Genomic DNA, 26,356 nt, shown 5'->3' with positions numbered 1-26,356 from the left:
TCACTCCTTACCTTCTCGATCGTAATCATTCCTACCCGTAAGTCCAGTCATGAGAACATCAAAAACAGGATCAATCAACGCTGTCAAATCATACTTTGCACCAGTAAAAATCCATGCATTGACGGTCTCGTCAATCGTTCCAAAGATCATGCGCCGCGCAATTCGCAGATCGAGCTTACTGCGCATTTCACCGCGTACAACACCCATCTCAACAATGCGCGCGACTGTTTGCTGATACGGTCTCATGATCTCCGCGACCTGGGCACGAATTGCCGGGTCTGCCTGGCGGATGTGGACCTGCAGCACAGACGCGAGCGCCGGGTTTTGCCCGAGCGTTTGAAAGTGCGCCTCGATCAGCTTATGCAGCGCCTTAAGCGGCTCCGGATGGTCACCTTCAAGAAGTGTGGAGAGCGTGACAATCTCCCCAATCGTCTCACGCAAGATGGAGACGAGAATGTCCTCTTTGTTCTTAAAATAGAGATAGACCGTTCCATCCGCAACCCCCGCCACGCGCGCGATGCGCGCCACTTGTGCACCGTGATAACCGGATTCCGACATCACTTCCACAGCAGCCGCAAGGATGGTCTGATACTTCGCTCCATCTTTCCGTTGCGCGATCCCTTCCACCCCGCATTCAGCCAGCTCATTTCGAATGAGTATTCATTCATTATTGTAGATAGGCGTTCCCCTCTTGTCAACGGGTTCATGGCGGGTTTAGAGGATCTCACCGCATCCATAGTAAAAACCCGGCGATCAACAAAGATCACAGGGTCATGTTCAAAGATCATTACGTAACGACGGTGAATCAATCACGCTTTTGACTGTGGATCAAACGCGTCACGCAAACCGTCTCCGATAAAGTTAACCGACAAGATCGTCAGTACAATCATTGCCATTGGAGGACCCCAAGCATACGGCTCCGTTGTCAACTGAATGTATCCAGTCGAGGCGTTAAGCATACCTCCCCAAGAAGGAACAGATAAAGGAACGCCTAACCCAAGAAAGGAGAGAGCAGCTTCAAGACCGACGTAGCTCGCGACGGAAAAACTGACGAGGACGATCAAAAAGCTGAGTGTGTTTGGCAGCATGTGCCGAAAAATGATCCGCCAAGAACTGCAACCAATCGTCCGCGCACCGATCACATAGTCCTGTTCGCGCAATTGAAGAAACATACCACGCATCAAACGGGCTGGCCCCGGCCACGCCGTCACTCCGACAACAAAGACAAGAATCCATACACCTTGCACGCTGAAGATCGATTCGAGCGCAAGAACGAGTATCAAAAACGGAAAATTAAGCATGATGTCGACGAAACGCATCATGATGTTGTCAACCCACCCACCAAAAAAACCAGAGATTCCTCCATAAAGCGTACCCAAAAACATGGACATGAACGCCGCCGCGAATGCGACAGTGAGATCAACCCTTCCGCCATAGAGCACCCTCGCCAAATTGTCAAAGCCTGATGCGTCCGTGCCCAGCGGGTGGAGCGCGGTAGGAGGCGAGTCAGTGTTCATGATGTCCGCCGTACTCGGTGAGAACTTTGTCAAAAACGGCGCAAAGATGGTGACCAAGATGATGAGTGAAAGAACAATTACTCCCGCGACTGCGAGTGGGTTTCGAAAAAATCGCTCAAACGCAAGCCTTGTCGGAGATTTACCAACCGTTACCTTTCGCTCTGGTTTCTTCACGGCATGTTGCACAATTTGTGTAGCCACTGGCTCACCTCCTCAATCGTAGCGAATTCTCGGGTCAGAAACAGCGAGTAGAATATCAGCGATCAGATTCCCAATAAGAACGGTTACCGCAAAAACAAGCGTGGAACCAAGAATCAACGGGTAATCATGGCTAAGTGTCGCATTGATCGATAATTCACCCATTCCTGGCCACGTAAAAATTTCTTCGAGAATAATCGCCCCGCCAAACAGCCCCCCAATGTCAAACCCAAACTGCGTGACAAGAGGTATAATTGCGTTTCGCAACACGTGACGGAAAAGAATGCGCGGCGTGCGCAAACCTTTTGCTTTGGCCGTTCGAACAAAATCTGCGACGATCACCTGGAGCGTGTTCCCGCGCGTCAATCGTGTGTAATAGGCGAGCGAAGGAAGGGCGAGCGCCATCGCCGGAAGTACCAAGTGAATAATGTGATCACCTAGAGAGCCCGAATACGACACCCCTGGCGTCACCGTACCTGTCGAAGGGAGTATATTCCATTTAAAAGAAAAAAAGAGCAAGAGGATTAATGCGAAAACAAATCCAGGAATTGAATAAAACAGCACTGCAATAAACGAGGTTGTGATATCAAACCCTTTGTTTGCGCGGTTAGCCTGAAGAACACCAATTGGAATCGAAACAAGAAGGATAATAACCTCCGCAGTGACAGCGAGTAGCAATGTATTCGGAAGTGCTTGACCAATCGCTTGCGATACCGGTTCATTCAGACTCTGTGACATGCCAAGGTTTCCTTGAAAAACGTTACGCAACCAGTCAAAGTACTGAATATAGAGCGGTTGATTCAATCCGTTTTGCGCTTCCAATCTAGCGATTAGCGCAGCCGGGTCTTTCACCTTTGGATTGTAGACGAGCGCCATAAACGCGTTGCCAGGCATCGCGTGCATAAGCAAAAAGACAATCACCGTGATGACGAAGAGTGTCGGAATAAGACCTAACAACCGCCGTACAATGTAAGACGCCATGACGGCTTTTCAACCTCCTCATTTAGCGAAAGGGGCAGCCTGGGCTACCCCTTTCATCGTGGATTCTCTAGGTGTTTACTTCGTCAGATACCACTTGTAGATGAAGAGTGTGCCGTATGGCGAGAAGACAACGCCGTGCAATTTGTTGCTATACACTGTCAGCAGGTCGTCAGAGATCGTGTTATTTGTCGGCAACTGCGTGTTCCAAAGCTGTTGCCATTGGTTGAGCACGCGTTGGCGATACGCCGGATTGTACGCGGCGGCACTCGCCTGCTCTGCGAGAAGCTTGTCGTTTTGTTTTAGCACGCTCACCGGCTGTGTCCAGTCTTGGGTCGTCGTGTTAAACGTGGCGTTTGAGAGCCACAAACCACGCGGATCTTGGGGACCGCTTCCCAAGTTCCAGGCTTCAAGGAAGCCTTGAATCGGCTGCTTGCCATTTGTATCGTTATTCAATTCGTTAAGCTGTTGCTCAAAGGAGATCGGCGCATTCAGCTTCAGGTTGATGTGCACCGCATTCATGAATTGCTTCATGAACTCTGCCTGCGTTTGAAGCAACGAATCTCCAGACGCGTACGTCAGCGTCGGCGTAAATGGGCGGCCGCCCGGGGTCGTTCTCCAACCGTTCTTGCCGATCTTGAAGCCTGCCTCATTCAGGAGTTTGTTTGCAAGCGTTGGGTTGTACTTATAGGAGTTTGCGAGTGCTTTATCCGCATAGCTGTTCGCGGATGGGAAAGGACCGTTGACAACGGTAGCGTAACCCTTGTCGAGCGCCTGAACGAGTGCCGGACGGTTCAGCGCATACTCGACAGCCTGACGGAATTTCACATTGCTGAACTCTTTTCCATACACCGCGTTGTTCAAGCGCCAGCCAAGGAAGTCATAGCTGTTTTGCGGCGTCACGTTCGTCGCGAGCCCAGGTGCATTCTTCAATTTATTAAAGTCTGTTGCATGGACTGCTGCAATCGATACTTGACCAGATACGAGGTCGCCGCTCACAACGTCAGGAGAAACGACTTTCCAAATGTTGAAGGCGATATGCGGTTTGCCAAACACGTAGTAAGGGTTGGCCTTCATCGTCACCGATTGGTTTGGCACGATCTGCGTGATCGTAAACGGTCCATCGCCAATCGTCGGCTGCTTGTTGAATGCAGACGTCGACCATTTCGACATCGGTATCTTGCCGAGAATAAATGTCGGGAGTGGTGTGATGAATTGGAGATTGGAGCCCAAGTTTGTCGGATCGACCGTCGTTTGTGTGATTGAAAACTCCGTCGGACTGATGATCTTGAATCCACTAGGCGTCGTGCCGTCAGGCAGCGGTTTTTGTGCGCCAACGATGCTGCTCACGATGTAGTTATAAGCGCCGTTGTCTTTATTGTTGTAAGACTGCGAGGCGAGCCAGTCAACGCCAAGTTCGACGTCTTTTGATGTGACGTGGATTCCGTTTGACCATTTGGCGTTAGGATTAATCTTAAAGTACGTGGTCTTTAAGTTCTTCGAGAACCACCATTTTTGCACAATATCGCCGATCAATTGGTTGTTCGCATTGATCGTCAAGATCGGATCGAACATGAGTCCTGTCACATTCTGGTTATACGCGGAAGAGTCCAAAAGTGGGATAAAGTTTACGCCAAACGAAGAAGGCACGGTCTGCACGAGCGTTCCGCCGTTCGGGATTGCTGCATGCTTCGCTGCGTGTTTTGCGACAGGTTTTGTCGCGGCGAATGCGCCGGTACCTGCGAGCCCTGCCAAGAGTCCGGAAAGTGTTACAACTGCTGCAGCCGAAAACATGGCTGTGCGTTTATTCATTTGTGTTACCCCCTTTTCATATGCGCCTCTGCGGCGTGAAGCATTTTGCCCTGCGTCTTACGCGTAGAGGTGGCACGCCACAAGCTGGCCATCTCCGTATGCGGTAAGCTCAGGTCGCTGACTCTTGCACACATCCATCACCTTGGGACAGCGCGTGTGAAACGCGCAACCCGAGGGTGGATTGGCAGGACTCGGAACATCTCCTGCGAGCACGATGCGATCACGGGTTACGTTTCGCTTCGGTTCGGGCGCCGCAGAGAGCAGCGCCTGCGTGTACGGGTGGAGCGGTTGACTGTAGAGTTTCGCCTTGTCAGCGAGTTCCACCATCCGTCCGAGGTACATCACCCCCACGCGATCGCTGACGTGTTTCACGACAGCGAGGTTGTGAGAGATAAACACATAAGAGAGTCCAAACTCCTTGCGGAGGTCAGCCAACAGGTTTAAGATCTGCGCTTGAATCGAAACGTCAAGTGCAGAAACAGCTTCATCAGCGACAATCAACTTGGGCTTCAGGGCGAGCGCTCTCGCGATCGCAATCCGTTGCCGTTGACCACCAGAAAATTCGTGAGGAAAACGCAATCGCGCCTCCGGAGAAAGTCCGACAACTTGAAGCAATCGCTCCACTTCATCGCGAATCTGTTCGCGCGTCCCCTTCTTGTTGACAATCAGCGGTTCAGCAACCAGCGCGCCGACGCTCATCCGCGGATTGAGTGATGAATAAGGATCCTGAAACACCATCTGGAAATCCTGGCGCATTTCGCGCAAAGCGCGCCCAGACAATTTCGTGATATCGCGGCCGTCAAAACGAATGGTACCCGCCGTAGGATCCAAGATCTTCATGATCACACGGCCTGTCGTTGATTTGCCGCAACCAGACTCACCGACAAGACCCAACGTTTCACCCTTGCGCAGCGTAAATGAAATATCGTCAACCGCTTTGACCGCGCCAATCGTTCGGCGCAGCACGCCACCCGTAATCGGAAAATACTTTTTCACACCTGTGAGTTCTAAAAGAATGTCGCTCTGAGGTGTGTGGTTCGCGTCCATCTGCCGTTCTGCAACACTCACACGGATTCCCCCTCTCCCCTAATTTCCTGCCGCTATGCGCGTATCGCAAGGCGACATGGCTTTCCACACAATCGTCTCACTCGCGCACCACCACAGGCCGCGCTATACCGCGAGCGTGCAACGCACGCTGTGCCCTTTGCGCAACTCGCGCAGCTCTGGCATCTTCTCGCGACACGACGACTCTACGAGCGAACAGCGATCTGCGAAGCGACAGCCCTCGGGGAAGTTCGCCGCACTCGGCACGGTTCCCGGAATCGCCGTCAACCGCTCCCGCTCTTCGTCAATTACAGGGATTGACTCAAGCAGCGCGCGCGTATAGGGGTGCAGTGGCTCTTCAAACACAGAATCCGCAGATCCCGACTCCACAACCTGACCGCCATACATCACAACCATATCGTCCGCCATCTCAGCGATGACGCCGAGATCGTGCGTAATCAAGATAATTGCCGTGCCTGTGCGATTTTTAAGTTCGCGCATCAGGTCGAGCACCTGCGCCTGAATCGTCACATCAAGCGCTGTCGTCGGTTCGTCGGCGATCAACAGCGTCGGCTGGCACGCCATCGCCATCGCGATCATCGCGCGTTGTCTCATTCCGCCCGATAACTGGTGAGGATACTCATTGACAATCTGTTCGGCGCGCGGGAATCCGACATTTTTCAAAAGCTCCACCGCATGCTTTTTCGCTTCGGCTTTATTCATCCCGCGATGCCGCGTCAAGACCTCTCCAATTTGTTCGCCGATTTTTAACACGGGGTTGAGTGCTGTCATCGGTTCTTGGAAGATCATTCCGATTTGATTGCCGCGAATATTCGTCATTTCCCGTTCAGTGAGTTTTAAAAGGTTTTTCCCGTCTAAGAGAATTTCTCCGTCGACAATTTGCCCTTGAGGTCCAGGCACGAGGCGCATGATCGATAAGGAAGTCATGCTTTTACCGCTGCCTGACTCTCCAACAATTCCCAAGACCTTGCCTCGCTCGACCGAAAAGTCGACACCGTCGACCGCTCGGACGCGACTCGTTCGACTGATAAAATGTGTTTTCAGATTGCGAACTTCAAGCAATGGCGTCGACACGGGGCACCCCCTGCAATTTGACATTTATGGTGCATACATACTGGCAGAGAGGCGAGCAAGGAACACTTGGAAAATTCGGCCAATATCCTTACAAATTCTCCACACCAAAGACACAAAGACTTAACAAACACTACAAGATACATATAGGAGACTTGCCTCAAAAAGTCAATGCCTTCGTGAAAAACAGCGCTAAATGTACGAATGACCGTGAATATCATGTCGCTTCTTGAATATTACGCTAACACACCCTTGACTTAAAGCGAATGAAAAATATATGTAAAAAGATTGTAACTGTATACGAGGGTTATCCATGTGTCCGTAATACACGCACACACAATCGTATAATAAACCGCCCTTTAGGGCGGTTTATACAGATCTGCACAGGTGTCCCAGTGTGTATCAGCGCGCGCGTGTGAACTGTACTACGAGGGAACATTGGCGAGTTTGGGATACGTGAATCAATGCGACGCCGATAACGCGTCTGTGGCGGCGGGGCTTTCGACACTCATCCGATTTGAATACTCGGCCGGAACCGACTCAAGCCGCACGATTTCAGCAAGTGAGATCTTGTTTAACGCCATAGAAATCGACTCGTAGAGACGAAGCCACACGCTTCGCGTATGGCAGCGCGACGCTTTCACGCAGAACTCTTCTGCGACTGCATCGACATCTCCCACACACGCCATAGGGGCAAGGTTGCCTTCAAGAATTTGGATGAGCTGCCCCATCGAGATCTCCTCTGCCGGCTTTGCCAATCGATAACCGCCTGACGCACCACGCACGCTTTGAACGATGCCTTCCTTACGAAGCGTTCCGAATATCTGATCAAGAAACGCCTCGGGAATCTCTTCAAACGATGCAATCTCGCGAAGCGGCACAGCGCGCCCCGAACGGTCCGACATATCGCAAAGTGTCACGATCGCGCGCAATCCGTATTCTGTTCTCATGGACACTTTCACACCGTTCACTCCTCGCTCCATGGGTGTGTTTCTGCATGACCAGAGATGTCGTCAATCAAAAAACGGACAACCCATTAAACCTCAAGCACAATCTGTCCGTCCACGACGGATGTCCGATACGTCTTGAGTCCCGTAATTGCAGGGAAAGCGAGCGCCTTTCCCGTCCTTGCATCGAACTTCCCTCCGTGTTTTGGGCAACAGATGACGTTTCCCTCAAGCCATCCGCCACTCAAATTGACAAGCGCATGTGTGCACACGTCACTCGTTGCGAATACGCCATCCTCAAGACGCACCAAAAGGATATCCTTTTGATCCACCGTCACTTTGCAGAACGTTCCTACCTCAAGCTCTTCAAGCGGTTTGACTGTCACTGTACGCATTAACCGATCGAACCTTCCATCTCAAATTTAATGAGACGATTCATCTCCACCGCGTACTCCATCGGCAGTTCCTTCGTAAACGGTTCAATAAAGCCCATGACGATCATCCGCGTTGCCTCTTCTTCTGGAATTCCCCGACTTCTCAAATAAAAGAGTTGTTCCTCACTGACACGGGAGACGGTTGCTTCATGTTCAAGCGTTACTGACTCATTCAAAATCTCGTTGTATGGAATCGTGTCAGACGTCGACTCCTTGTCAAGAATCAGCGTATCACACTTAATATTTGATTTGGATCGGTCAGCATCCGGAGAAAAGTGTGCCAAACCGCGGTACGTTGTCTTTCCACCGTGCTTGCTGATCGATTTTGAGATGATTGTCGACGTGCAGTCAGGCGCGGCGTGAACAACCTTCGCCCCTGCATCCTGATGCTGCCCGGCGCCTGCCACCGCAATCGAGAGCACCGTCCCTTTGGCGCGCGGCCCGAGCATGTAGATTGCCGGGTACTTCATCGTCAGTTTCGATCCGATATTTCCGTCAATCCACTCCATCGTCGCGTCTTCATACGCGACCGCCCGCTTCGTGACGAGATTGTAGATGTTCGGCGCCCAGTTTTGAATCGTCGTGTAGCGCGCCCGCGCGCGATCTTTCACAATAATTTCAACGACTGCGCTATGCAACGAGTTCGTGCTGTAAATCGGCGCGGTGCACCCCTCGACGTAGTGCACAAAACTGTCGTCATCCGCAATGATCAACGTCCGCTCAAACTGTCCCATATTCTCGGAGTTGATGCGGAAATACGCTTGAAGTGGAACCTCACAGCGCACACCTTTTGGAATATAGATGAAACTACCACCACTCCAGACCGCCGAGTTGAGCGCCGCAAACTTGTTATCCTCCGGTGGGATGATCGTGCCGAAGTAGGATTTGAAAATTTCCGGATGATCGCGCAGCGCCGAGTCGGTATCCGTGAAAATGACTCCCAGATCAGAGAGTTCCTTTTGCATCGAGTGATACACAACTTCTGACTCGTACTGCGCTGAGACGCCCGCTAAAAACTTGCGCTCCGCCTCAGGAATTCCCAAGCGATCAAACGTGTTCTTGATCTCTTCAGGGACTTCCTCCCACGTTTTTCCTTGACGTTCGGACGGCTTCACATAGTACGTGATCTCGTCAAAATCAAGCGACCCGAGATCTCCACCCCAGTTGGGCATCGGCTTATTGTTAAAAATCTCAAGAGAACGCAACCGAAAATCGGTCATCCACCCCGGTTCGTTCTTCATCGACGAAATTTCTTCGACCACTTTCTTGCTAAGCCCCTTGTTAAAACGGACGACCGAAACATCCTTATCGATAAAACCGTATTGGTACTCAGAGAGCTCCGGCACCTTCTGACTCATCGTAACCCCTCCTAGTGTGAAACTCCTTACTTGCACTTCATCAGTTAGTTCGTCACGTATTCGGATTTTCGCTTATTCTGCGAGAGAGGACGCACTGCGCTCAAGCGCATTCCAGGAAAGCGTGGCACATTTGATGCGCGCCGGAAACTTAGAGACGCCGCCGAGGGATTCCAAATCGCCGAGCAAATCCTCGTCAACTTCCTGGCCCTTCATTAACTTGCGAAACTCAGTTGAAAGGGCGAGTGCCTCAGGAAGCGATTTACCTTTGACAGCCTCTGTCATCATCGATGCGGACGCCATGCTGATCGAGCACCCCGTACCCGAGAAACGCACGTCTTCAACGACGCCATCCTTCACTTGAAGCTGAAGCGTAATCTCGTCGCCACAGGTTGGATTTTTTAGATCGATCGAGATGACGTCACCTTCCATCGAACCCTTATTGCGCGGATGCATGTAGTGGTCCATGATGACCTGCCGATACAGTTCATCCAATTGCATGACTGAAAAACTCCTTTGCCATCGTTAGGGCGCTCATCAATACGTCGATATCCTGCTCTGTGTTATACACGTAAAAGCTTACCCTCGCTGTCGCCGACTGTTTGAGCCAGCGCATGAGTGGTTGCGCACAGTGGTGACCAGCGCGGATCGCGACGCCCTCCGCGTCAAGCGCCGTCGAAAGATCGTGCGGATGCACACCCCGCAGATTGAACGTGACGAGCGCCCCCCGCTCACCCGCCGGGCCATACACCTCGATCTCTTCCATCTCCCGTAACCGATCGTATGCATACGACGTGAGCGCGACATCCCGCTCATGGATGGCCGAAAGCCCGATCTCCTTCAAATAATCAATCGCCGCAGAGAGCCCCACCGCACCCGCGATGATCGGCGTCCCCCCTTCAAAGCGATAGGGCACTTCCTTAAAGGTCGACTCGTACAATTCGACGACCTCAATCATTTCACCGCCAAAGTGAATCGGCTCCATCTGCTCTAACACTTCGCGTTTTCCATAGAGCACGCCAATTCCTGTCGGCCCCATCATCTTGTGACCTGAAAACGCGAGAAAATCACAGTCGAGCGCCTGTACGTCGACCGGCATGTGCGGTACGCTTTGTGCGCCGTCCACGACGAGAATCGCGCCGTGGCGATGGGCAATTTTTGCGATCTCTCCGATCGGATTGATCGTGCCAAGCACGTTTGACACGTGCACCATCGCGACGATCTTTGTGCGCGCCGTGATCGCCTTTTCCACATCGCCAAGTTCAATCGTGCCATCCGTCTGAAGCGGAAGATACGTGAGCGTCGCCCCGGTCGCCTTGGCCACCTGTTGCCAAGGGATCAAGTTGCTGTGATGTTCCATCGGCGTGATGATAATCTCGTCACCCGGCTTCAGGCGCGGTCTAGCGTAACCGTGCGCCACCATGTTCAGGCTCTCCGTCGTGCCGCGCGTAAACACGATCTGCTCGTCGCGCTTCGCATTTATAAACTTTGCCACATTGCTGCGCGCGGCCTCATACGCATCCGTTGCGCGCGAGCCAAGCGTATGCACGCCGCGGTGCACATTCGCGTTGCTTGTCTCGTAATACGTTTTCATCGCGTCGATCACCTGACGCGGTTTTTGTGAAGTCGCCGCGCTGTCCAGATACACCAGCGGTTTCCCGTTGATGGACTCCTTCAAGATTGGAAAATCCTTGCGAATCATCGAAAGATCCATCTCAGACAAGCTTCCTCTCCAGGACAGATTCGACCGCGCGCCGCACACCGTCCAGCGGAAGTTCGGCAAGAACCGGATCAATAAACCCCCACACAATCATGCGCTTGGCGGTCGCTTCACTCAGTCCGCGCGACATCAAGTAGAACAGTTGATCTTCATTGATTTGCCCGACGGACGCGGCATGCCCACACTTCACATCGTTCTCGTCAATCAGGAGCATAGGAATCGCGTCCGCTCGGCTCTCTGGCGAAAGCATCAACAGTTTTTCTGCCTGCTGTCCGTTTGCTCCGCTCGCCCCTTTGAGAATTTGTGTAACGCCCCGATATACCGCATTCGCCTGATCTTGCATCACACCGCGCGCTGTCGTATCGCTCTCACTAAACTTCCCGATATGCACCATTTTCGATGTGATGTCCATGTGTGAGCGACCGCTGCCAAGCGCAATCGCGTGGCTCGTGCTCGAACTTCCTTCACCAACCAGGCGCGAACCAAATTCGACGACTGAGTACCCGTCGCCAATCTCGCCGAGCACCCACTGGACATTTGCGCTTCGCGCAACACTCGCGCGCCGCAACACGATCCCTGTTGTATCCTTTGAAAACTCGTGAATCGTACCCACGCGCACCGAGGCGCCTTGTTTTGCCACCACTTCAGTGACACCGACGTGAAGGTCTTCTGAAATGTCCGCCTCCGTCAGATATGCGTCTAGAAACGTCACCTGACTCTGCTCTTCCGCAATGATCAAGTTTCGAGGAAAGGTGCCGTATCCCCCTTGCGTCGTCACCGCGATCAACTGAATCGGTTGAGCTAGCACTGCGTTTCTCGGGAGATAAACGAACGCGCCGTTTCGAAAAAGCGCTGTGTTCAATGCGATCAACTGATTCTCATCCATGGAAACGACCGTTCCGAGATACCGCTCGACAAGCGCCGTATGCTCCATAAGCGCCGTCTTCAAATCGGTCACAATCACACCAGAGGACGTGAGGCCGCGCGTTTTTGCGACATGCCCATCCACCAACACGATCAGTGGGTGTTCGTCACCCGCGCCGATCATCTCTGCGACGAGCGCTTCCCACGCACCTGGCGCAGGCGCTGACTCGACGCGAAATGCGCTAAGTGAACGGTGTACCAAATTGCTTCGCTCAAACGTTGGTACCGGGAGCGTCTCGTACTGCGCAAAAGCGTTTGCGCGAAAGCGAGCGATTCCTTCCGACTCAGACGCATCCCGCGCCGTCTGAAAAATCGCCTCTGCGCGTGCGCTCTGCGATAACGTATCCTTCATCTCGCTCACCCCTTACACATTCACCGATTCGGTCTCATCTTCGATGCCCAGTTCATCTTTAAGCCAGTCGTAGCCGCGCGCCTCGAGTTCTTCCGCAAGTTCGCGCGTTCCGGAGCGAACAATGCGCCCCTGCATCATGACATGCACGTGATCCGGCACGATGTACTGTAAAAGACGTTGGTAGTGCGTGATGATCAAAAGGCCAAATGCAGGTCCGCGCAAGGCGTTTACACCGTCTGCGACGATGCGCAGTGCATCGATGTCAAGCCCTGAGTCGATCTCGTCAAGAATCGCGATCCGCGGTTCAAGAACGGACATCTGAAGAATCTCATTGCGCTTTTTCTCGCCGCCTGAGAAACCTTCATTGAGATAGCGTTCGGCAAATGCTGTATCGATGCTGAGCGATTTCATTTTATTTTGCAGTTCGCGATGAAACTTGAGAACGGGTATCTCGTTACCCTCTCCACGTTTGGCATTTAGCGCCATGCGCATAAAGTTTGCGTTGCTCACACCCGCAATCTCGCTGGGATACTGCATCGCGAGAAACAGGCCATTTCGCGCGCGCTCATCAACGCTCATCTCAAGCAGATCTTCGCCATCTAATGAGACCGTGCCGCTCGTCACTTCGTATTTTGGATGCCCCATCAAAGAAGAAGCAAGCGTACTTTTTCCCGTACCGTTTGGGCCCATGATCGCGTGGACTTCGCCACCGCGCACCGTGAGATTGACCCCTTTCAAAATCTCTTTGCCCTCTACTGAGGCGCGCAATTCATTAATTTTCAACTCAGGCACTGAAGCCATGTAACCATCCCCCTGTACACGCAACCATTGCGACGCGATATCTTGTTTAAAGTCGACTAATTTAGTCATGTTTATGCTATCACACCCACACAAAATTGCAAGATCACAGTCTCCTCTGAAAGCTGGCAAACGCACACCTGCATCGAATGTCTAGAAATTGTCAAAAAGCCCTGCCACGCAATCCGTGTGGCAGGGCTTTTGAGCGGTGCGTCTAGAAAAGGTACCGCATCACCGTTTTCGCTTCATCCGACATCATGTCCTTGTTCCACGGTGGATCAAACGTCAAATCGATCTCAACTTCAGGAACACCGAGCTCCTTTACTTTACGCACGACATCCCCCTGCAGTTCTTCCATTGCAGGACACCCCATCGTCGTCAGGGTCATTCTTACTGTGACCTTCTCTTCTTCAATCTTTACGCCATAGATCATGCCCAGATTGACCACATCGATCTGGATCTCCGGGTCGAGCACATCTTTTAATTGCTCATAGATCGCTTCTTCGGTCACCATCGATCATCACCCCTTTATCGCCATGCGTCTATCGTACACGCTCGCGATCCGCCATGTCTAGCGCACCGTTTCCAGATCTTGCGTGTTGGCACGTCTTCCATTGGCTCGTACACTAGCAACGAAAGGATTTCTGCGAGATTATGCGCATTCCTTCATAGACGAAAAAGGGAGACACTATGAACGATAAGCTCATCTATCGCCTATCGGGTGTGATCACCCTTACTCTGCTGCTCGCCGTCTCTACCTCTACACGCGCGTATTCATTCATTGAAAGCGCCCGTGCGCTTCCCACGCGCACGATTGACACGACAGCCCGCCAGATGCAAAAAGCAACCGTCGCGCCAGATGCGCCGCCAAACGTTACATACGCGCTCATCACGAGTCGTTTACAAAACGCGCCGGCCATACAAACCAATACGCTCGTGAGTGTCACAGCGACGACCGCGCAAACCTTTTCGTTTCAAAACGCGGGTCAGACGGTCACGGCTCCGCTTTCTGACGCCCGTTTATTTACCGTCAAAACCGGAATCATACAGCCTGTGAATAAAATCAATGGAGAAATTGTGCTCGGTTTCGACGATCCGTATGCACTGACAGACACCGGAAGCGCCGGTTATCCGATCTCCGTCTATGCGCCGATGGTTTATAATGTAACTTCACAAAACGGCACAGTCTCTGACCAACTCTCGGCCCAAGCGGTGCAGATTGCGCACGCGCACGGAGAACAGGTATGGCCAATTGTCGATTCAGGTTTCAATCCGGCGCGTACCACAGCACTTCTTGAGAGTCCGACCGCACAGGCGAATTTCCTCTCGACCATCCTCGCTGACGTCGCCCGAGACCACGTGGATGGCATCAACCTCGACTTTGAGGATATGATTCCATCTGATTCGCCACGCCTCACCCAATTGACAAAAAATCTGGCGACACTCCTTCACGCCATGGGAAAAACGATCAGTGTTGACGTGTCCGTTCCTTCAAGCGACCCGAACTGGGGCCTCGTCTACAACCGTCCAGCCCTCGCCGCCATCGCCGACAACTTGGTCGTGATGACCTACGATCAATACTACGCGGGTGACCCATTTTCAGGACCAGTGGCAGGCATCCCCTGGATGATGCAAGAACTTCAAAAAACCGCACAAGGGGGTGTGCCAAAGGCAAAGATTCTCGCGGGCATCCCGTTTTATACGAGGCTGTGGTCTGGCAGTCCTGGCAATTTTTCTTCCACAGCGCTCTCCCTGTCGCAGGAAGCGAGCATAAAAAACAGTCACCCCGCATCGCTGCGAAATGACCCGACATCAGGGCTTACCGTCGACACGTTTCACGTCGGCGCGCAAACCCAGTGGATGTGGCTTGAGACGACAAGCTCTCTGCGCGAACGCGCCGCCATGACAACCGCTGCCGGATACGGCGGTGTCGCAATCTGGCAATTGGGGCTCGGCAATGCGAGCGACGTCTCCGCAATTCTCTCAGGCGTCGGGGGGTGAATCTTCCTCTGCGGCAAGCCGCACGGTTTTTCGAATGATACGCCGCGTCCCCCGCTGGGACGCGGTTTCGTCTTTTATGGGCGCCTCTTTTAATGCACCGAGTTCTCGCCGAATGCGATCAAGATCAGACGGCGCAATCCGCGCAGCCTCTCCCGCATAAAAAAAGGTTTCAGCGGACAGCGAACGCATTTCTTGGAGACGAACGAGTGCCACCCGCACGTCTTCTTTGCGCACCTGAAACATCCCCGCAACATCATCGATGGTAAACCGTTTCGTCACAATCTCACCTGCTTTTTTTCTTTCCCAATCGTCACCCGTTTTGCTCTTCACGAGGACAAACTCTATACTACAGAAAACGTGTGCCGCGTGTCACGAACGCTCTGCGTTACACGAACGCTCTGCGTTACACGAACGCTCTGCGTTACACGAACGCTCTGCGTTACACGAACGCTCTGCGTTACACGAACCGCCATGTGCGCCTCGCGCGCACGCACGGGTTGATCCGTGAAATCCCTTTGAAATCTCTCTATGCAAGGAGTGCATCTGTGAACGTTACCGGGATCATTGATATCGGTTCAAACTCCATGCGTCTCTCGATCATTGCTTCCTTGCAAAGTGGCGCCTATTACGTGCTTGATGAACAGAAGGCATCTCCGCGACTCAGCCAACAGATCAAGCGTGATGGAGCGATCGCAGAGGATGCCATTCGCGACCTGATCGAGAAACTACAAGGTTTCATCGGACTTTGCCGCGCCCACCACGCCACACGCATCGAAGCCGTGGGAACCGCCGCTTTACGTGCAGCCAAGAACCGCGCAGAGATCGTCGAGCGCATTGAGCGCGAGACCGGGATTCACGTCGAAGTCATCCCTGGCGTCGAAGAAGCCGCGCTCGGTTTTAGCGCGGTGGCCAACACCATGAAGCTTTGTGATGCGCTGCTCGTCGACATTGGCGGCGGCAGCACCGAAGTCACCCTTGTCAGGAGCGGAGCGGCTATCGCGTCACACTCCTTTCCCATTGGCGCAGTCACCGCGAATCGCGATCTAGGTCAACTGTCTCGCGAGCAAATGATGCAGCGCATCCAAACCCTTTTCCCGCAGGTGGAACTACTCACGCAGGCGAAGAACATGGAACTGATCGGGATCGGCGGCACCATCCGCACGATTGCGCGCGTCCACCAAGGACTCAGCGGCTACCCCCTCGCGCTTACGCATAATTATTTCATGCAGCAAACAGATGTCGAGGAAACGGTTGCCTACCTGGGTGACATACCGCTCGCCCGGCGCAAAAAGGTGGAGGGACTCTCTAAAGACCGCGCCGATCTGATCGTTCCCGGCGGTATGATTCTCCTCAGCCTCATGCGCTATACCGCGTCCTCCGTGCTGCGCATCAGCGGCCGCGGGCTGCGCGACGGGACATTTTTTACACGCGTCTTAGGCACTGACAACGGTCTGCTTACCGAAGGCGTTCTTGAGACAAGCGTCCACAATCTGCTCGAACGCTGTCGCGTTCCAATCGATCACGCAAAAACCGTGACACACTTGGCACTCGCCATTGCAACGCCGCTTTGCGAGCGAGGTGATCTTGATCCTGCGCGGCTCCACCTGCTCTATGCGGCCGCTATGCTCCATCGTGTCGGGATTCACATTCACTATTATGATTTTGACCGCCACACCTTTTATTTGATCTTAAACGGCACCCTTTATGGACTTACGCATCGCGAACTGTTGATGGTCGCGGCAGCCGCCTCCTACAAGGGACGCAACAGGACACGGAAGCAGTGTGCGCCGTTTCGCACTTTGCTCAGTGAAGACGATCTTACAGAAATCACAAAAATCGGCGTGATTGTCCGCCTTGCCGAAGCGCTTGATCGCCGCCACGAAAAGCGCGTTTCGGCGGTTCGACTGAAGACCGAAAAGAAACAGGCTGTCCTTTACGTGCACGCGGACGAAGGCGATCTTGAGTATCAGGCGGCAAATGATTTGCTTCCACTCTTTCGCAAAGCGTTTGGATTCCCGCTTTCCATCTCATCAGAAAAAGGAGCACCGTAACGATATGCGACTAAAAAAAGCACGTGGACTCGGCCGCAGCATGCATTATCCGGGGAGACTTTTTATTGTAGAAGGAAACGACGGCTCAGGAAAAAGCACGCAAATTTACTTGTTGAAACGTTGGCTCGAAGACCGCGGATACCCTGTCTTTTTTACAGAGTGGAATTCCAGTGAACTCATCAAATCGGCGAATAAAAAGGCGAAGAAAAAGAATTTGTTGACGCCAACGACGTTCAGTCTGATTCACGCGTGCGATTTTGCCGACCGTTATGAAAAGATGATGCTACCCTATTTGCGCGCAGGTTACATCGTCCTTGCTGACCGCTATGTATACACCGCGTATGCGCGTGACATGGCGCGCGGGTGTGACCCGGACTGGGTAAAGAACATGTATGGATTCGCGGTCAAACCAACGGTCAGCTTTTATTTCCAGACACCGCTCGCCGTTTCGCTCGATCGCATCTTGAGTGGGCGTCCACAGTTAAAATACCATGAGGCGGGTCTCGATCTCGGTCTCTCGACCGACCCCATCGAGAGCTTCAAGTTGTTTCAGGGAAAAATCAAGGATCACTATGACGCGATGATCGATGAGGAGCATTTTACGGTCGTCGACGCGACAAAACCGATTGAAGAACAACAGCGCATCGTGCGCGAGATCGTCGAGAAGCATCTGACGGATTATGAACTTCCCTATCATTTAACCACGCGATAAGCAAAGACGAGAGGAGCGCTACGGTGATGGATGAGTCGAAGAAAACCTACTACGGCGCAGGTCTCCCCTATCTGAAGGATGAGACGTACGCCGGAAAGCTGATTGTGATCGAAGGCGCCGACTGTTCAGGGCGATCGACCCAGGCATTTTTATTAAAACAGTGGCTCGAGTATGAAGGACACGCGGTCATGGACACAGGGATCAAGCGTTCCACCCTCGTCAGCGGTGTTATCGATCAAGCAAAAGAGGGCAATGTCCTTGGCAAGACGACACTCAGCCTGCTTTACGCGACCGATTTTGCAGATCAATTGGAAAACAAGATCATTCCGGCGCTTCGGGCAGGATTTATCGTGCTTGCGGATCGTTACATATTTACGCTGATGGTTCGCGACGCCGTGCGTGGCGCCGATCCTGACTGGCTAGAAGAGCTGTTTGGCTTTGCGCGCATTCCGGATCTCACGTTTTATTTGCATATGACACCCGAAGTGTTGCTGCATCGCCATTTTCAAAAACGCGGCGTTCTCGATTACTGGGAATCTGGCATGGACCTCTCTTTGTCGACGGACATGTTTGAAAGCTTTCATCGCTATCAGTCTCTTTGCGCACAGCAGTTTGAAGAACTGGCAGAAGACTATCATTTTGTTACACTTGACGGCACACGCGCGATTGAAGAGGTGCAGGAGACCCTGCGCACGCACGTCTCACGCCTGATTCGCAAATGAAAGATCCCACTTCGGTCGCTCTGTCACTCGCAAAATACAAACATGACGCGCTGCGCGCGATGAACCATTTTCAAACCGATCGCGCGCACTGCATGCGCGTCGCCTCGTTCGCGCAAACGCTCTATCTCGGCATGCGTGGCGAAGCGGCGCAGCAAGCCGCCCAATTAACACTCGAATTGGCTGGCTATCTCCATGATGTGGGGCATTCCATAAATTCGCGAAACCATCACAAGCACTCCCGCTACATCGTCCGACACGCGCGCGAGACGGCCACGTGGGATGCGACACTCAAAGAGGATGTCGCAACATTGTGTTTCTATCACAGGCGCAGCGTTAAACCTTCTTGGATCGACAAAATTGGCAGAGCGCGCGACCTGCTCGCCTGTTGCGCATGCCTGCGCGTCGCCGACGGTCTCGACAGATCACATCTCGGGACGGCCGTCCTTCACGAGATCAAGCGCACCTCCCGCGAGGTCACACTCGTTGTGAGCGGACTCTCACCTGACGATGTAGATCATCTGTTAAAAAAGAAAGCGGATTTTTGGCAGATCGCGTTTGCTCAAAAGCTGACGTTGCATTTGCGCGACGCGACATAGAGTACAGATCCAAGTACAAATCCGAAAATCGGCGCGTAGATCGACCGCGCCCCAAAAAAGTGAGCGATCCCTGGATCACTGTGAAACATCACGCCCGCCGTGCACGCGAGAACGCCTGCCCCAATCCATCGCAGAATCGCCAAACGCGCCATCAGCCTGGCAATCAAAGAACTGGCAAACATCAAAAGAGAAATACTCACTAAAAGACCGAGCGCCGTCATCACTGCATTGCCCTGCGCAATTCCCGCCACCGCCACCACATTATCTGCACTCATTGTGAGATCGGCGATTAGAATGGTTGCGACCGTTGACAGAACGCCGCGCTTTGTTTGCTCGTCAGACGCTACTTTTAAATCCTTATGAAACAAGACGGAATAGGCGACGTAGAGCAAAAGCAAGCCACCAATCGTCTGTAAGTACGGCCACGTGAGCGCGCGTCCGAGGACGAGCGTGAGTAACACCCTGAGCAAAATCGTGACTGCCGCACCGTAAAGCATCGCGCGCTTTCGCGCGCTTGGGGCGAGATGGAGTGTCGCCATCGCGATCACAAACGCATTGTCTCCCGAAAGAACCAAATCGGTGAGAAGGATGGCAAAAAAGGAATACAGCGCGTGCATCATGAGTTCAGCTTTCGCCTTCTCCGTTTTGCCAAAATGAAATTTGTCGCCAAAATGGCCCCCCCTATCACGCAGATTCCTGCGAGTTCAGCCATGTGAGCTTGGAAATGTAGCACGCGATGCCCCACATAACTCTCGAGTAGAACCATGATCGCCTGTCCGATGAGTGTACCAAAAAGAAAGGGTACAAAGGACACGGAAGAAATCCCTGCAGAAACATCGATGAGCGATGCCGGAAGCCAGAACTGTAAGCGCAAACCCAAAACGGTAAAAAAGGTGGACCACGGCGTTGCCTGTTCGATCCGGGATACGGCAGTTTGCAATTTTTGGTGGCGCGCAAAAAAACGTCTTAAATAGCGGCTGAAAAGCGGTCTCAGCACACTTTTGCTCAAGCCATAAAGAAGGAGTGCGCCTGTGAAACTCCCGAAAAGTGTCGCCAGATAGCCTGTGAAGAATCCGTGCGCAGTCGCATTCATACCCGCTAGAATGGCAAAGGGGACAAACGGGACCACCGTCTGAAGCACCACCAACAGGTAGCTTAAAACGATTCCGGCATGTCCCAATTTTTCCAGGTATGTAGGAAGGATTGTCCAGCTTCCAGAGCGATAAAAAAGAATCATGAGAAGAAGCGCGAGCGGGGCAAATAGTAGCATCCACACCGTGTGGCGAGTGATTTTTTTGTACACACCCACACCCCCTGTTGATCCACGCTGTCCATTTCACTGAAAGAAAAAGAGCAATCCCAGCATGACGTAAGCGGCCGTCACCATCATTCCCTCGTACCAGTGGGTCTCCCCGTCAAGTGAGACAAGACTCACCAAAAGGGTCGACAAAAAGAGTACGAGTACCTCCACAGGCGTAAAAACAAGTGTAAATTTCCCGCGCATCGCCGTATCCGTAAGCACGAGTGCGGGTGCCACAAAGAGCGCGATTTGCAAACTTGATCCGAGTCCAATCTCCATGCTTCCATCCAAATTCCCACGCCGTGCAAGTAATATTGCGGAGAAAAATTCAGGTGCGATTCCGATCAGTGGTAAGAGGATCATGCCAACAAACGGCTCCGAGATCCCAAACCGCGCGGAGAGCGGTACGATTGAACCGACAATCCCCTCACTGACAATCGAAACTAGGATCGTAGCGACAATCAATTCAACCATGTGTGGAAAGAGTGACCCCGGTTGACGCTCTTGCCCACCGAGTGACTCGGCGGGCACCAGGAAACTCCGATGTGTGAAGAAGGAAAACACAAATCCGAGCGCATAGATCAGTAAAAACACGATGGAAATGCTGACGCCAAGCGCTTTGGCGTGGCCTGCGTGCGTACCTGAATATTGGTATAGACTCGTCATGGAGAGACCGAATACGGCAATAAAAAGCATCACACTGTTCAACCCTGCGCGAGCGCGGCTGAACACCTGCACCTTCTGTGTGACGCCGCCGATCATCATGCAGACACCGAGTGTCAGCAGAAGATTAGCGAGGACACTGCCCACGATGCTCGCCTGAACGACGCGATAGAGTCCTGCACGCAGCGCCGCGATAGACAGAATCAGTTCAACGCTGTTTCCAAATGTGGCGGACAGCAACGCTCCAAGCGTCGAGCCAAGGTGCCGCGCGAGATGCTCAGTGGATGACCCGATGCGTCGCGCGAGTGCGATGATCGTAAGCGCGCAAAGTAGAAACGTCAGTGGCGGACTCCACGCCTTTACACTCGCGTACCAAGACGCGAGGGAGAGCAACAGAATTCCAGTCGCTGGCATCCACATTCGTATTCGCATGTCGGCGGCTCTCCTGTCTCTCGATTGTCGCGTCCATCATACGAAAGTCAGATGGGCTTGGCAACTCTTGTAAAGAATCAGCCGCTTTTCGCGTGCGCTGTTCATACTGATAGCGAACGTCCGCTAATAGGTCTTCGCCCACCTCTTTAAAGCGTGCGACAGACACTTTGGCGAGATCTGCAGCGCGCATGCCATTCACGACGGTGCGCACCACCTGCGAACGAAAATTGCGCTCGTCCTTTGCTCGCGAGGCGATCACCAAACTTAAAAGCCCCACCCACAGCAGTCTGTTCATTTCTCTCAACCTTTCAGAGGCAATCCGCTAGATGCGCGGCATGCGAACCCATGCCAGCAAGTTTTCCCCGGTACTCCGACTTTTATTGCGCATATCCTCCATGAACTGACTGAGCATGCCACTCCACAACTGACCTATTTCCTTTTTATCGACACCGCTTTGAAACGCATCAACGCTCGTTTCAATCGCATCCTTTAGTGCTGCAGAGATGGCGTGGAGCTTATTTTCAAGTGTCTCAGGCATTGCATGATCCCTCCATGAAGTAGTTGGGCGGCGTACGCTGTTGTAACAGCCGCAAAGAAGATGCCGAGCGAAAGCGGCTGAAGCCCGGTAAGCGCTGCAAGCGGCGGAATATAAAGCGCTCCGATGAGCGCGGCAAAGCTGACAGCAAGAACACCTTGCATGGATCGTTGACGTGGAAGGATGCGCTGCGGTGCGGCGCCGTCGTGGTGCCAACTTTCGACTTGAAACCACTGGACAAGCACCAGCGTAGTGAGCGAAGCCGATTGCGCAATGCGCGGTGCGACACGCAGTAGCAGCGAGCGATAGAGCAAAAACGTTGAGAAACCGATTGAGAGTGCGCGTACAACGAGTTGCGTGAGAAAGTTGCGGTCATTCAAATCCGCCTCGCGAACGCGCAACATGCCCGCGTGTCGTTTGGGGCGCACAAGCAGCGTGAGTGTCGGCGCCGCGTCGGTCAGCAGATTGATCAGCAAAATCTGAATCGGAACAAAGGGAAGCGGTAACCCGAAGAGAACGGAGAGTAGACTGAACAAGATTTCTCCCAGATTTCCAGAGAGCAGGTATCCAAGCGCCCGGCGGATATTACCGAGAATCCCCCGTCCCTCATCGACCGCGCGAATGATCGCGTTAAAATCGTCGTCGACCAAGGTGATCGAACTCGCCTCGCGCGCAAGCGCCGTCCCACTCTGTCCCATGGCAATACCGACGTCTGCGTGACGAATCGCCAGCGCGTCATTGACCCCATCCCCGGTCATCACGACGACATGGCCGGTCGCTTTGAGCGCCGCGACGATGCGCAGTTTATCTTGTGGTGTGACGCGCGCAAAAATCGATACATCAAGGCACACGCGCTGCAACGCCTCATCCGAGTATTCCGTGAGTTCACTCCCCACAAGCACACGCTCCGCTTGTGACGTCGAAAGTCCGATTTTGCGCGCGGTCGCGCGCGCCGTTTCCGGGTGATCCCCGGTCATCATTAAGACGCGAATCCCTGCATCGCGACATGCGCGGATGCCTTGTTCTACATGTTCACGCGGCGGATCTTCCATGCCTACGAGCCCGAGAAAGATGAGATTCTCTTCGTTCTCATCCACCGCGCGCGCCGGAACGTCGTGCGGGAGCGGGCGATACGCAAGGCAGATCACTCGGTATGCCTCCCGAGAAAAATCGTTCGCGATGGCAAGAATGCGCGCGCGATTCGCGTCATCCAATTCACAGAGCCCGTCTTCTGACTGATAGAACGCACAACGCGCAAATATGGGTTCGATCGCTCCCTTTACGATCAGTTCACTACCTGAGAAGCCTTGGCAGATGACACTCATACGCTGGCGCTCCGACTCAAAGGGGCGCTCATCTAGGCGCGCATACTTTGCGCGAATTTCCCGCAGAGCGATTCCCGCTCTGCAGGCGGCCGCAAGAAGCGCCCCTTCGGTGGCATCGCCGCGCAGTGTCCACTCTGTCTTTCCATCGCGCTCGGCCTCCACCCACTCTGCGTTACTGCATAAAACCGCCTTTGTGAGCAGATTGACCACGTGGCCTGACGCGCGAAGCGGTTGATCCATATCGCTTGTCGACAGAACATCCAAATCAGGAAGCACCCTGACATGCGTGCCGTCAAACAGCACGCGCACGGTCATCTCATTTTTGGTTAGTGTTCCCGTTTTGTCAGAGCAGATCACCGTGCTGCGCCCGAGTGTTTCGAGCGCCGACGGCTTTTGTACAAGCGCCTTGCGCGCCTGCATGCGGCGAACGCCCGCCGTCAAGGCGATGCCAATCAACACAGGAAGACCCTCCGGAATCGCGGACGCCCCGATGCTTAGCGCTGAGAGGAGCAGTGGTCCCACACGCTCTTTGCGCAAGATCCCAACGAGAATCAAAAGCGCAGTGGAAAGCCCTATCGTAGTGACCACCGCGCGCGAAAACCGGGACACACTGCGCTGAAGCGGCGTTTCAACCAGCGTTGGCTCTACAAGTCCTTTTGCAATCTTTCCCATGACCGTCTCAGAACCAGTCTGTGTGACGAGCATGACACCGTTTCCGCGCACGACAAAGCTGCCCATCACAACGCCTGACGCAGACGTCACGCCGTCAGGATTTTGTTCACGCACCGTCGTTTTAGCACTGAGCGCGGCAGCATTTTTTTCGATCGCAAGGGGCTCCCCTGTTAAAAGGGATTCATCACACGCGAGGTGATGCGATTCGATCAGTTCGCCATCCGCAGGCACCTGTATCCCTTCTTCCAGCCAAACGAGATCCCCTGGTACGAGCAGTTCTTTAGCAAGATGCTCGCGTCGTCCATCGCGAAACACGATTGCATCTCCGTCTGTCATTGCGGCAAGCGTTCGCTTGTCGCGCCCTGAACGATGTTGCTGAAGGACTGTGACGACGCTGTTGACCATGATGACAATGAGAAGGGCGCTACCCTCTGCGGTACGCTTTGAGACAAAGGATAGACCCGCCAACCCGAGCAGCAAAAGCGTCATGCCATCCTGACCTTGCTTTAGGACATGCTTCCACCACGGTGTATCACGCAAAAGTGGCAAGCGATTTTCCCCATACTGGCGCAAACGCTCTTTCGCCTCTTGAGTAGACAGTCCACATCCTCGCTCTGCGCAACCCCTGTCCACGCTCAGATGTGCAGCAGCCGTTTGCGCATATTTAAAGGGTAAGGTCACCGTCCCGCCAGACATTTCTTTCGAAGTGTCGGCGTGCGAATTTTCTGTTGTGCGCAAGGTGTCTTCGATGGTTGACAGTATCGACTTCACAACGTGATCTTGACGATTTTCCCCTTGCTGAAACAAGATCAACAGGTTTCCTGTCAACGTGTTTAATTCCAAGCGCACCATGCCTGGCAATTCGCGCAGCGCACGCAATACGGTCGCCTGCTCATTTTGCCGAACGTGAATCCATTTGACGCGCACCCGAATGCGTCCTGGCAATTCGTGGATGACGGTTGCTGTTTCAGACAAGTGCAAATGCCCTCTTCCGATTTATGATGGACAAACACGTCTCTATTTGCTGTAGTATCACACTGTAATGCCAAGGTATGTGGTACAATATCTGGCAGAAACGATGAAAGACGCAGCGCACGGAACGTGAGAAAGGTTGCATGAGGATTGAGAAAGCGTTTCTCACGCGCATGGTCGATTTTTTTGCTTTTCGCGACGGCTGGTCTGATCGTCTACCTGATCGACAAAGAGCGCGGAGAGTTGGCGCGTTCTTGGCCCTATCTGCTTCACGCAAACGCCTGGGGGGTCGCAGCGCTACTCGCCCTTCAACTGCTGTTCTTTCTGCTACAAGGGGCATCCGGCCGCGTGCTTTTTGCAACCATGCAGCGAAAGGTTCCGCTCCTTTTGCTCACTGTGCTCTATACATTGCAAACCATGTATAACGCTGTCTTGCCTTTGTCTGGCGCATCAGGGACTGCCGCTTTCATTTTCTGGGGAAATCGTTTAGGGTATGGCTTAAAAGAAACGACGGCGACCAATCTGTGGTCACTCGCGCTCAGCTACGTTTCACTCGTCCCATTGCTGCTTCTTTGTCTGTTTGCCGCGTTTGCAACGAACGGGCAGGAAGCAAACCTCATTAGAGTGGGACTGCTTATCGCGGTAGCTGTGAGTCTTGGCGTTTTGCTTCTTTACTTTCTGATTTCGCGTTTTGGGCAGAAAAGCAAGCGGGCTTCGCATACTTTAACGATTCTTCGAGAAGAATGGAAACGGATGCAGCACCATCCCATCCCATTTTTGTTCGCCTGTGTATACCTTTTTCTCGTTTATGTCGTTCGGATGGTCATGGTGTACACCGCATTTCAGGCGATTCACGTCCCAATTTCACTTTGGCTCGCTGTGCTCTCGTACTCGATCACGTCCCTTTTGGTACTCGTGTCACTGGCGCCGACGACAATTGGCGTCGTGGAGGCTGTGCTCGCAACTGTCGTTCACAGCTACGGCGTCCCTTTATCGATGGCGATTGCAGGCACTCTGATGTATCGCTTCATCTCTTTTTATTTACCGATTCCCGTCGGTGCTCTCTCACTCGTCTTTTTGCAGCGATTTTTGAAAAAACCAGTATAACAGCTGTAACCTTTCGCCAGCATCTTGCGCATATCATAAGAGTAGATGGATCCACGAAAATAGGTAATTTTCACTGGCCCTCGGAAGGAAATTCGGC

The 26,356-nt window shown here is 53.1% G+C and carries 27 protein-coding genes; 6 read left to right on the top strand and 21 right to left on the bottom strand.

Features of this window, described 5'->3' with window-relative positions; translation table 11 throughout:
• The 14 genes from AYW79_RS00235 to AYW79_RS00170 all read right to left on the bottom strand — a co-directional run bounded on the left by AYW79_RS00235 (position 1) and on the right by AYW79_RS00170 (position 13,685).
• On the bottom strand, positions 1-627 hold the full coding sequence (locus tag AYW79_RS00235; RefSeq protein WP_231877810.1) for a TetR/AcrR family transcriptional regulator: 627 nt from the start codon (positions 625-627) through the stop codon (positions 1-3).
• 182 nt (positions 628-809) lie between these two features.
• The gene (opp4C, locus tag AYW79_RS00230; RefSeq protein ID WP_067560426.1) at positions 810-1,718 is read right to left on the bottom strand and encodes an oligopeptide ABC transporter permease; all 909 of its coding nucleotides are present in this window, start codon (positions 1,716-1,718) and stop codon (positions 810-812) included.
• A gap of 12 nt (positions 1,719-1,730) precedes the next feature.
• Positions 1,731-2,696 carry an ABC transporter permease gene (locus tag AYW79_RS00225; RefSeq protein ID WP_067560425.1) on the bottom strand — a complete coding sequence of 322 codons (966 nt, stop codon included), beginning with the start codon at positions 2,694-2,696 and terminating at the stop codon, positions 1,731-1,733.
• A 75-nt stretch (positions 2,697-2,771) separates the two neighbouring features.
• On the bottom strand, positions 2,772-4,505 hold the full coding sequence (locus AYW79_RS00220) for an ABC transporter substrate-binding protein (RefSeq protein WP_067560424.1): 1,734 nt from the start codon (positions 4,503-4,505) through the stop codon (positions 2,772-2,774).
• A 57-nt stretch (positions 4,506-4,562) separates the two neighbouring features.
• Positions 4,563-5,552 carry an ABC transporter ATP-binding protein gene (locus tag AYW79_RS00215; RefSeq protein ID WP_067560507.1) on the bottom strand — a complete coding sequence of 330 codons (990 nt, stop codon included), beginning with the start codon at positions 5,550-5,552 and terminating at the stop codon, positions 4,563-4,565.
• A gap of 123 nt (positions 5,553-5,675) precedes the next feature.
• A complete protein-coding gene (locus AYW79_RS00210; RefSeq protein WP_067560423.1) occupies positions 5,676-6,644 on the bottom strand; it encodes an ABC transporter ATP-binding protein in 969 nt (322 codons plus the stop codon).
• Between the two features lie 458 nt (positions 6,645-7,102).
• Positions 7,103-7,603, bottom strand: coding sequence for an RrF2 family transcriptional regulator (locus tag AYW79_RS00205; RefSeq protein WP_067560422.1), 501 nt, complete (start codon positions 7,601-7,603; stop codon positions 7,103-7,105).
• 74 nt (positions 7,604-7,677) lie between these two features.
• Positions 7,678-7,983, bottom strand: a complete 306-nt coding sequence (locus tag AYW79_RS00200) for a Rieske (2Fe-2S) protein (protein WP_067560421.1) — start codon at positions 7,981-7,983, stop codon at positions 7,678-7,680.
• Complete coding sequence (gene sufB, locus AYW79_RS00195) at positions 7,983-9,380, bottom strand: Fe-S cluster assembly protein SufB (protein WP_067560420.1); 1,398 nt, start codon at positions 9,378-9,380, stop codon at positions 7,983-7,985. Before sufB ends, AYW79_RS00200 begins: the two co-directional genes overlap by 1 nt.
• Before the next feature lie 72 nt (positions 9,381-9,452).
• Positions 9,453-9,878 carry a Fe-S cluster assembly sulfur transfer protein SufU gene (gene sufU / locus AYW79_RS00190; RefSeq protein ID WP_067560419.1) on the bottom strand — a complete coding sequence of 142 codons (426 nt, stop codon included), beginning with the start codon at positions 9,876-9,878 and terminating at the stop codon, positions 9,453-9,455.
• Entirely contained in the window at positions 9,865-11,091 is a 1,227-nt protein-coding gene (locus tag AYW79_RS00185; RefSeq protein WP_067560418.1) for a cysteine desulfurase, read from the bottom strand. Before AYW79_RS00185 ends, sufU begins: the two co-directional genes overlap by 14 nt.
• 1 nt (position 11,092) lies before the next feature.
• Positions 11,093-12,373, bottom strand: coding sequence for a Fe-S cluster assembly protein SufD (gene sufD / locus AYW79_RS00180; RefSeq protein ID WP_067560417.1), 1,281 nt, complete (start codon positions 12,371-12,373; stop codon positions 11,093-11,095).
• Between the two features lie 12 nt (positions 12,374-12,385).
• The gene (sufC, locus tag AYW79_RS00175; RefSeq protein ID WP_067560416.1) at positions 12,386-13,174 is read right to left on the bottom strand and encodes a Fe-S cluster assembly ATPase SufC; all 789 of its coding nucleotides are present in this window, start codon (positions 13,172-13,174) and stop codon (positions 12,386-12,388) included.
• 211 nt (positions 13,175-13,385) lie between these two features.
• Complete coding sequence (locus tag AYW79_RS00170; RefSeq protein ID WP_067560415.1) at positions 13,386-13,685, bottom strand: metal-sulfur cluster assembly factor; 300 nt, start codon at positions 13,683-13,685, stop codon at positions 13,386-13,388.
• 176 nt (positions 13,686-13,861) lie between these two features.
• Here AYW79_RS00170 and AYW79_RS00165 point away from each other — a divergent pair, with 176 nt between their 5' ends.
• Positions 13,862-15,172: a glycosyl hydrolase family 18 protein gene (locus AYW79_RS00165; protein WP_067560414.1), complete on the top strand. Its 1,311-nt coding sequence runs from the start codon at positions 13,862-13,864 to the stop codon at positions 15,170-15,172.
• Here the strand turns inward: AYW79_RS00165 and AYW79_RS00160 are convergent.
• The gene (locus AYW79_RS00160) at positions 15,155-15,502 is read right to left on the bottom strand and encodes a hypothetical protein (RefSeq protein ID WP_067560413.1); all 348 of its coding nucleotides are present in this window, start codon (positions 15,500-15,502) and stop codon (positions 15,155-15,157) included. The two genes, AYW79_RS00165 and AYW79_RS00160, sit on opposite strands and share 18 nt — an antisense overlap.
• Positions 15,503-15,717: 215 nt before the next feature.
• Between AYW79_RS00160 and AYW79_RS00155 the strand changes: the two genes are divergently transcribed.
• The 4 genes from AYW79_RS00155 to AYW79_RS00140 are packed head-to-tail and all read left to right on the top strand — an operon-like array spanning position 15,718 to position 19,253.
• Entirely contained in the window at positions 15,718-17,223 is a 1,506-nt protein-coding gene (locus AYW79_RS00155) for a Ppx/GppA phosphatase family protein (protein WP_067560412.1), read from the top strand.
• A gap of 4 nt (positions 17,224-17,227) precedes the next feature.
• The gene (locus tag AYW79_RS00150) at positions 17,228-17,935 is read left to right on the top strand and encodes a dTMP kinase (RefSeq protein WP_067560411.1); all 708 of its coding nucleotides are present in this window, start codon (positions 17,228-17,230) and stop codon (positions 17,933-17,935) included.
• A gap of 26 nt (positions 17,936-17,961) precedes the next feature.
• Positions 17,962-18,657 (top strand): dTMP kinase, encoded by a 696-nt coding sequence (tmk, locus tag AYW79_RS00145; RefSeq protein ID WP_067560410.1) that lies wholly within the window; start codon positions 17,962-17,964, stop codon positions 18,655-18,657.
• Positions 18,654-19,253, top strand: coding sequence for an HD domain-containing protein (locus AYW79_RS00140; protein WP_067560409.1), 600 nt, complete (start codon positions 18,654-18,656; stop codon positions 19,251-19,253). The genes tmk and AYW79_RS00140 overlap by 4 nt, the downstream gene beginning before the upstream one ends.
• Here the strand turns inward: AYW79_RS00140 and AYW79_RS00135 are convergent.
• Genes AYW79_RS00135 through AYW79_RS00120 form a run of 6 tightly spaced genes read right to left on the bottom strand, consistent with a single transcriptional unit; the run spans position 19,217 to position 25,155 of the window.
• Positions 19,217-19,873: a YjbE family putative metal transport protein gene (locus tag AYW79_RS00135; protein ID WP_067560408.1), complete on the bottom strand. Its 657-nt coding sequence runs from the start codon at positions 19,871-19,873 to the stop codon at positions 19,217-19,219. The two genes, AYW79_RS00140 and AYW79_RS00135, sit on opposite strands and share 37 nt — an antisense overlap.
• A complete protein-coding gene (locus AYW79_RS00130; protein ID WP_067560407.1) occupies positions 19,870-20,556 on the bottom strand; it encodes a TVP38/TMEM64 family protein in 687 nt (228 codons plus the stop codon). The genes AYW79_RS00135 and AYW79_RS00130 overlap by 4 nt, the downstream gene beginning before the upstream one ends.
• A 33-nt stretch (positions 20,557-20,589) precedes the next feature.
• A complete protein-coding gene (gene cax / locus AYW79_RS00125) occupies positions 20,590-21,609 on the bottom strand; it encodes a calcium/proton exchanger (RefSeq protein ID WP_231877811.1) in 1,020 nt (339 codons plus the stop codon).
• Entirely contained in the window at positions 21,494-21,943 is a 450-nt protein-coding gene (locus tag AYW79_RS15970) for a hypothetical protein (protein WP_231877806.1), read from the bottom strand. The genes cax and AYW79_RS15970 overlap by 116 nt, the downstream gene beginning before the upstream one ends.
• A 27-nt stretch (positions 21,944-21,970) precedes the next feature.
• Positions 21,971-22,186: a hypothetical protein gene (locus AYW79_RS15420; protein ID WP_079290854.1), complete on the bottom strand. Its 216-nt coding sequence runs from the start codon at positions 22,184-22,186 to the stop codon at positions 21,971-21,973.
• Positions 22,138-25,155, bottom strand: a complete 3,018-nt coding sequence (locus AYW79_RS00120; protein ID WP_067560406.1) for a cation-translocating P-type ATPase — start codon at positions 25,153-25,155, stop codon at positions 22,138-22,140. Before AYW79_RS00120 ends, AYW79_RS15420 begins: the two co-directional genes overlap by 49 nt.
• A 147-nt stretch (positions 25,156-25,302) precedes the next feature.
• On the opposite strand from AYW79_RS00120, the gene AYW79_RS00115 reads away from it, so the two are divergent.
• Positions 25,303-26,259, top strand: a complete 957-nt coding sequence (locus tag AYW79_RS00115; RefSeq protein WP_067560405.1) for a lysylphosphatidylglycerol synthase transmembrane domain-containing protein — start codon at positions 25,303-25,305, stop codon at positions 26,257-26,259.
• Positions 26,260-26,356: the final 97 nt, after the last annotated feature.

Source organism: Ferroacidibacillus organovorans (assembly GCF_001642725.1).
Classification (GTDB): Bacteria; Bacillota; Bacilli; order Alicyclobacillales; family SLC66; genus Ferroacidibacillus; species Ferroacidibacillus organovorans.
Note: the sequence above shows the minus strand (reverse complement) of the source record. Positions and strands in the feature narration are given on the sequence as shown.

Bases quoted from the DNA above. Each gene is read 5' to 3' on its own strand.
- AYW79_RS00225 (WP_067560425.1), bottom strand. From the start codon at position 2,696: ATGGCGTCTTACATTGTACGGCGGTTGTTAGGTCTTATTCCGACACTC.
- AYW79_RS00220 (WP_067560424.1), bottom strand. From the start codon at position 4,505: ATGAATAAACGCACAGCCATGTTTTCGGCTGCAGCAGTTGTAACACTT.
- AYW79_RS00215 (WP_067560507.1), bottom strand. From the start codon at position 5,552: ATGGACGCGAACCACACACCTCAGAGCGACATTCTTTTAGAACTCACA.
- AYW79_RS00200 (WP_067560421.1), bottom strand. From the start codon at position 7,983: ATGCGTACAGTGACAGTCAAACCGCTTGAAGAGCTTGAGGTAGGAACG.
- sufB (WP_067560420.1), bottom strand. From the start codon at position 9,380: ATGAGTCAGAAGGTGCCGGAGCTCTCTGAGTACCAATACGGTTTTATC.
- sufU (WP_067560419.1), bottom strand. From the start codon at position 9,878: ATGCAATTGGATGAACTGTATCGGCAGGTCATCATGGACCACTACATG.
- AYW79_RS00185 (WP_067560418.1), bottom strand. From the start codon at position 11,091: ATGGATCTTTCGATGATTCGCAAGGATTTTCCAATCTTGAAGGAGTCC.
- sufD (WP_067560417.1), bottom strand. From the start codon at position 12,373: ATGAAGGATACGTTATCGCAGAGCGCACGCGCAGAGGCGATTTTTCAG.
- sufC (WP_067560416.1), bottom strand. From the start codon at position 13,174: ATGGCTTCAGTGCCTGAGTTGAAAATTAATGAATTGCGCGCCTCAGTA.
- AYW79_RS00170 (WP_067560415.1), bottom strand. From the start codon at position 13,685: ATGGTGACCGAAGAAGCGATCTATGAGCAATTAAAAGATGTGCTCGAC.
- AYW79_RS00165 (WP_067560414.1), top strand. From the start codon at position 13,862: ATGAACGATAAGCTCATCTATCGCCTATCGGGTGTGATCACCCTTACT.
- AYW79_RS00150 (WP_067560411.1), top strand. From the start codon at position 17,228: ATGCGACTAAAAAAAGCACGTGGACTCGGCCGCAGCATGCATTATCCG.
- tmk (WP_067560410.1), top strand. From the start codon at position 17,962: ATGGATGAGTCGAAGAAAACCTACTACGGCGCAGGTCTCCCCTATCTG.
- AYW79_RS00140 (WP_067560409.1), top strand. From the start codon at position 18,654: ATGAAAGATCCCACTTCGGTCGCTCTGTCACTCGCAAAATACAAACAT.
- AYW79_RS00135 (WP_067560408.1), bottom strand. From the start codon at position 19,873: ATGATGCACGCGCTGTATTCCTTTTTTGCCATCCTTCTCACCGATTTG.
- AYW79_RS15970 (WP_231877806.1), bottom strand. From the start codon at position 21,943: ATGAACAGACTGCTGTGGGTGGGGCTTTTAAGTTTGGTGATCGCCTCG.
- AYW79_RS15420 (WP_079290854.1), bottom strand. From the start codon at position 22,186: ATGCCTGAGACACTTGAAAATAAGCTCCACGCCATCTCTGCAGCACTA.